General features: G+C 48.0%; 3 protein-coding genes. 2 read left to right on the top strand and 1 reads right to left on the bottom strand.

The annotated features are described in order from the left end of the window. The coding region (locus BUB35_RS17780; RefSeq protein WP_200777630.1) for a transposase at positions 1 to 176 on the top strand (176 nt) is incomplete at its 5' end. A gap of 114 nt (positions 177 to 290) precedes the next feature. Here BUB35_RS17780 and BUB35_RS17775 read toward each other — a convergent pair. Next, positions 291 to 2294, bottom strand: a complete 2004-nt coding sequence (locus BUB35_RS17775; RefSeq protein ID WP_072853924.1) for an FUSC family protein — start codon at positions 2292 to 2294, stop codon at positions 291 to 293. A gap of 264 nt (positions 2295 to 2558) precedes the next feature. Here BUB35_RS17775 and BUB35_RS17770 point away from each other — a divergent pair. After that, positions 2559 to 4972 (top strand): S-layer homology domain-containing protein (locus tag BUB35_RS17770; RefSeq protein WP_072853922.1); only part of this gene is annotated, 2414 nt, incomplete at its 3' end.

Raw genomic sequence — 4972 nt, 5'->3', positions numbered from 1 at the left:
AGTACAAGTATGGAAATCGACATTTTTGGTGTAGAGGATATTTTGTAGATACAGTAGGCAGATATGAAACGGCAATAAAAGAATACATCAAAAATCAGCTGGAAGATGATATTATGAATGATCAAATAAGTTTAAAGGAATTTACAGACCCGTTCACGGGTGAGCCGGTGAAATAAGGCATAAAAAGTGCCCCCGAGTAGGGGGCAGCCAGAGTTAAAAGTGTGGTTGCCAGACTATTCAATGCCCCCTTTAGGGGGCTACCACAAGAGATAGACCCTTATAGGGTCTGATCAAACCACCCGTTCAACGGGTGGTTTTGATTTGCGGGCAAGTTCTTTTTTCTTAAGAATCAGGGTGTTGCTTGCCACCTGACTGTACAAGGACCGCAGGTGTCCGCTGTTGCGCATGTATTGGGTCAGCACGTAAGTCAGGTCTTTGTCATGAAAATCCCGATGAAGGGCAATGGAAGGCGTTGTGGGCTGGGGCGGGAAGATTTCCCTTTGCAGCTGTATGGTCAAATCCATGAGGGCAGGATATTCTTCTCGTTCCGCCGAGCCTGTCTGCATGAGGTATGCCGTCTGTTCCAGCTCGGAGAATGTTTTCCAGAGGGTCACCAGCAGCTCATGATACACCGTGCCCGTTTCTCCCGGCAGTTCTTTCTGTATGTATTCCCTGCATTGGGCGTAAATCATGTGAAACTCTGTCAGCAGTTCATTGTACTCATGTAAATCCACGTTTTGTGACAAACTGCGACGAGCAATTTCCCAGTAGGAGGCGTGGAGCTGGAATAGTCTGCGGATGTTCAAAGCAAACTGCTTTTCTTTTGTGGTAGGGAAGAAAAACAGGTTGATGACGGAAACCAGCAGTACCGCCGTGATGACATAGGCAATACGCAGCCAGATCAACGTATTGTCCTGCATGGACATGGACGCCAGAATCAGGGCAAAGCTGGTGGAGAAAATGGGCTGCACCCATGTGCCGGGGGTAGAGCAGTACATGAAGAACATCATGAGAAAAGCAAAGGCAAACTGCATGGGCACCGTGGGCAGGAAAGGCTCAACCAGTGCCACCACCAAACAGCCCAAAGCCGTACCAATGGGACGAGTCACCAAACGATGCTCGCTGTCCTCAAAGCTAGGCTGGAGCAGCAAAAAGGCGTTCAAAGGGAACCAGTATACATGGTTTGCGTGGGAGATAGCCATGGCGCCGCAGCTGATGGTCAGCACCACAGAAAGCCGCAGGGCAAACCGGGTTTCGATGGAATGGCGGGAAATGCGCCGCCGGAATTTCAGCCATGTTTCCTGCCAGTCCACGCCGAACCACTGGAGATTCTGCTTCTTTGTGGCGGGGTAAGTATGGCAGATCAGTATGAGCATGTGCAGACAGCTCCGGTAAAAGATGCGCACCCGTCCTTCGGGCATTTCTCTTTGCTCCAAGAGAGTACGGGCTTTGGCAATGAGTTCTGTGTTGTCTGTTTCGTTGAGAGTCTGGGACGCTTCTTCTGCCAGCTCCGCCACCTCTGTCAAACGGGGCAGGGCATTTTGCTGAACTTCGTCCTGCTGCCAAGCTTTGTCCCGCACCAGATAAAAACTTCGCTGGAACATGACTGCCAGCATATCAAAGCATTTTTTGCCGTGGTTGCCTTTTTGGAACACCGTTTGCATCTGGTATGCCATGCGGTGGTAAGTGTCCTCTAATTTGTAAAGTTCTTTGGAAAAATCGCCGTCTGTTTCCCCGTCAGCAATGCGGGTGAGTATTTGAGAAAGCTGTTTCAGTCCGGTATGCAACGTCTGAACCGTAGGTTTTGCCTGCTTTTTGCCCCGCTGTAAATAGGGATACAGCTTCAGTACAATGGCAAGGAATACCCAGCAGACCAGCACCACTTCCAGCTGTACGCCAAAGTCCTTTGGTTCCGGCGGCATGAATTGCAGGAATACGAATATCATGGCGCTGGCAAAATATCCTTTTGGCACGAATTGTGAAGATTGCAGGAAAACTAATGCAAAGGGAATGGTGAAATTCAAGAGCAGAGAAAGGGGCGTATCCAACGTGGCAATCATGGCGAAAAGGGCAAGGGCTTCGCAGATGACCAGCTGACGGAACAGATACCCCCAGGAGTTGTATCGAGCATGGCGGATCTGGAACAGTACCGTGATGACAGAGGCTGTCATGACAAACTGCAGACCAAAAAACACTGCCACCAGTAGGAAAGACGCCCCGAAAAAAAGCACCACCGGCAGTGCGCCCCGCCAGTTGGGTCGAAATTTGGGCAGATATTTTTTGATTTTTTCCATGGATACACCTCCTTTTTTCTTTGGTGTTAAGATTTTGTATATTTTTTATCATAGCACAGTTTGGAGGCATTGAAAATATGGCAGGGGATTTTTGCGTGAGAATGAGGGCGGAAAAATCCTTATGTTACGGATATTACGATTTGTTTAAGGCTTTCTTACGAATGGCGGAAAACAGTTGTTTCTTAAGGAAAAACAGAGTACAGTAGCATTAGAAGAGGATAAAAATTCCATGAAAAGTTTTTCATTGATATGGGGGTGTAATTTATGAAGAAGAAACATGCGATTACCATTACAGCTGTGCTGGCGGCTTCTATGGCTATGAGCGTCACCGCTTTCGGTGCGCCCACAGACATTCAGGGGCACTGGGCACAGAATACCATCAACAAGTGGGTGGACAAAGGAGACATCAGCGGCTATCCTGACGGGACTTTCCGCCCGAACAACATGATTACCAGAGCGGAATTTGTAGTGCTGGTGAATAACGCCATGGGCTACACAAAGAGCGGCTACGCTTATTTCTCCGACGTACCCAGCCATTACTGGGGCAAAAATGCCATCCAGACCGGCGTAGCAGCAGGCTATATTTCCGGCGACGGCAACGGCATTTTCCGTCCCAATGACCCTGTTACCAGACAGGAAGCGGCAGCTATGATTTCCCGTATTCTGGATTTGAAACAGAATGAAAGTCGGGCATATCGCTACACCGATTCCTACGCTATTTCCAATTGGGCAAAAGGTGTGGTGGGCGCTGTCAGCGAAGCAGGCATCATGGCAGGCTATCCCGATGGCTCTTTCGGACCTAATAAAGTGCTGACCAGAGCGGAAGCCGTTCTGGCACTGGATAAGACCGTGAACTACAAGCCTGGCGACAAGGAAGAAGATAAAGAAGAAACCAAAAAAGAAGATATGCTTCTGACCCAGTCTAAACTGGAAGATACCACCATCACTGGTGACCTGACCATTTCTGACCGTCTTGGCACAAAGACCATCACACTGGAAGATGTGACGGTAAAAGGCAAACTCATCGTAGATGGCGGCGGTGAAATCATTCTGAAAGATTGTGACATCAAAGAAATGGTGATGGATCAGAAGGATACCACAGTGAAAGCCAGCGGCAAGACCGCTGTGGAAAAAACCACATTTAAGAAAATCGGCAAACTGACCGGCGGCGATTATACAGACGTTATCGTGGATAAAGAGCTGTCTGGTTATATCACCATCGACGCAAAAGTACGTAATCTGACACTGGATGCGGAAACAGACCTGAAACTGGGCTCTGACGCCAGAATCAAAAATATGGAAATCACCAAAAATGCCGATAAAGCTACCATCGACTTTTCCAAGGGGAAAGTGGAAGATATGACCGTAAAAGATAAAGTTACCATCAAAGGCAGCGGCGACATCGACACCATGACCGTTTATGTCAGCGGCGTTACCAGCAGTATCCGTCCCGATACGGTGAAAACAAAGGATAATGCAAGCAAACCGGATTATACGGATGACGATGATGATTGGTCTAGCTCCAGCAGTTCCCGCCGGAATATCACCATCAGCAGTGACCGCAGCGGAGGCACTTACCGGAACGCAACCGTCACAAAAGGTGATGTAACCGTGAGAAATATGACGGTACGGGAAAATCTGTACATTGACAGCGATGTGAAAGACGACGAAGTCAGATTTGACGGTATGACCATTTACGGCAATGTTTATATCAGAGGCGGCGGCACAAATTCTGTATTTTTTGAAGATTGTAAGATCAGCGGCAATATTTATGCAGAAAAAACATATGGCGATAATCCTGTTGGTTTGAAACTGGACAACAAGACTGCACAGGCACTGAAAGGCACGCTGTATATCCGTAAAAACGGCGCAGATGTCATCGGTCTGGAAAAAGACAATGGCACATATCTGAAACAGATCGTTGTGGATACAGATAAGCTGACCACACTGGATGATTTGCAGGCAGACCGCGTGGAAATCGTTGCAGCCAATGCAGATGTGAAGATTACGGCAAGTAGCATCGTCAAAGAACTCTATGTGACTGACAAAGGATATGGCAGAATTGACCTGAGCGGTACCATTGGCAAATTGCAGGCAGATAATTCCATCACTGTCAAAGGCAATGGTCGCATTGATGAAAAATCAGGCAAAGTAACCGTAGAACAGGGCGTGAAGATCGGTGTAACCAGTGTGATACTGGACAAAACCGACCTGACACTGGATGTGAACGACACTGAAAAACTGACAGCAACTGTAAACCCCAATGACGCTACCAATAAGACAGTAACTTGGAAAAGCGACAAACCGGAAATCGTAGAGGTAGACAGCAACGGCAATGTGACCGCCAAGGCGGCAGGCACAGCTACCATCACTGCAACAGCGGATGGCAAGAGCGCAAGCTGCAAAGTGACTGTCAATGGACAGCCAGCAACTGTACCTGTACAGAGTGTAGAACTGAACCAGACAACTCTGGAACTGATTGCTGGAAAGGAAGCAACCCTGACTGCAACAGTAAAACCTGATGATGCAACAAACAAAACTGTAACATGGAGCAGCAATAACGAAACCGTTGCAACAGTAGATAATAACGGCAAAGTGACAGCGAAAGCGGCAGGTGAAGCCATTATCACAGCGAAAGTAGGAGATAAACAGGCAACCTGTAATGTGAAGGTGACAGC

Origin of the sequence: Anaerotignum lactatifermentans DSM 14214, from assembly GCF_900142265.1 — a bacterium.
GTDB classification, from domain to species: domain Bacteria; phylum Bacillota; class Clostridia; order Lachnospirales; family Anaerotignaceae; genus Anaerotignum; species Anaerotignum lactatifermentans.
The sequence above is the reverse complement of the archived record's forward strand: the minus strand, read 5'-3'. Positions and strand labels throughout refer to the sequence as shown.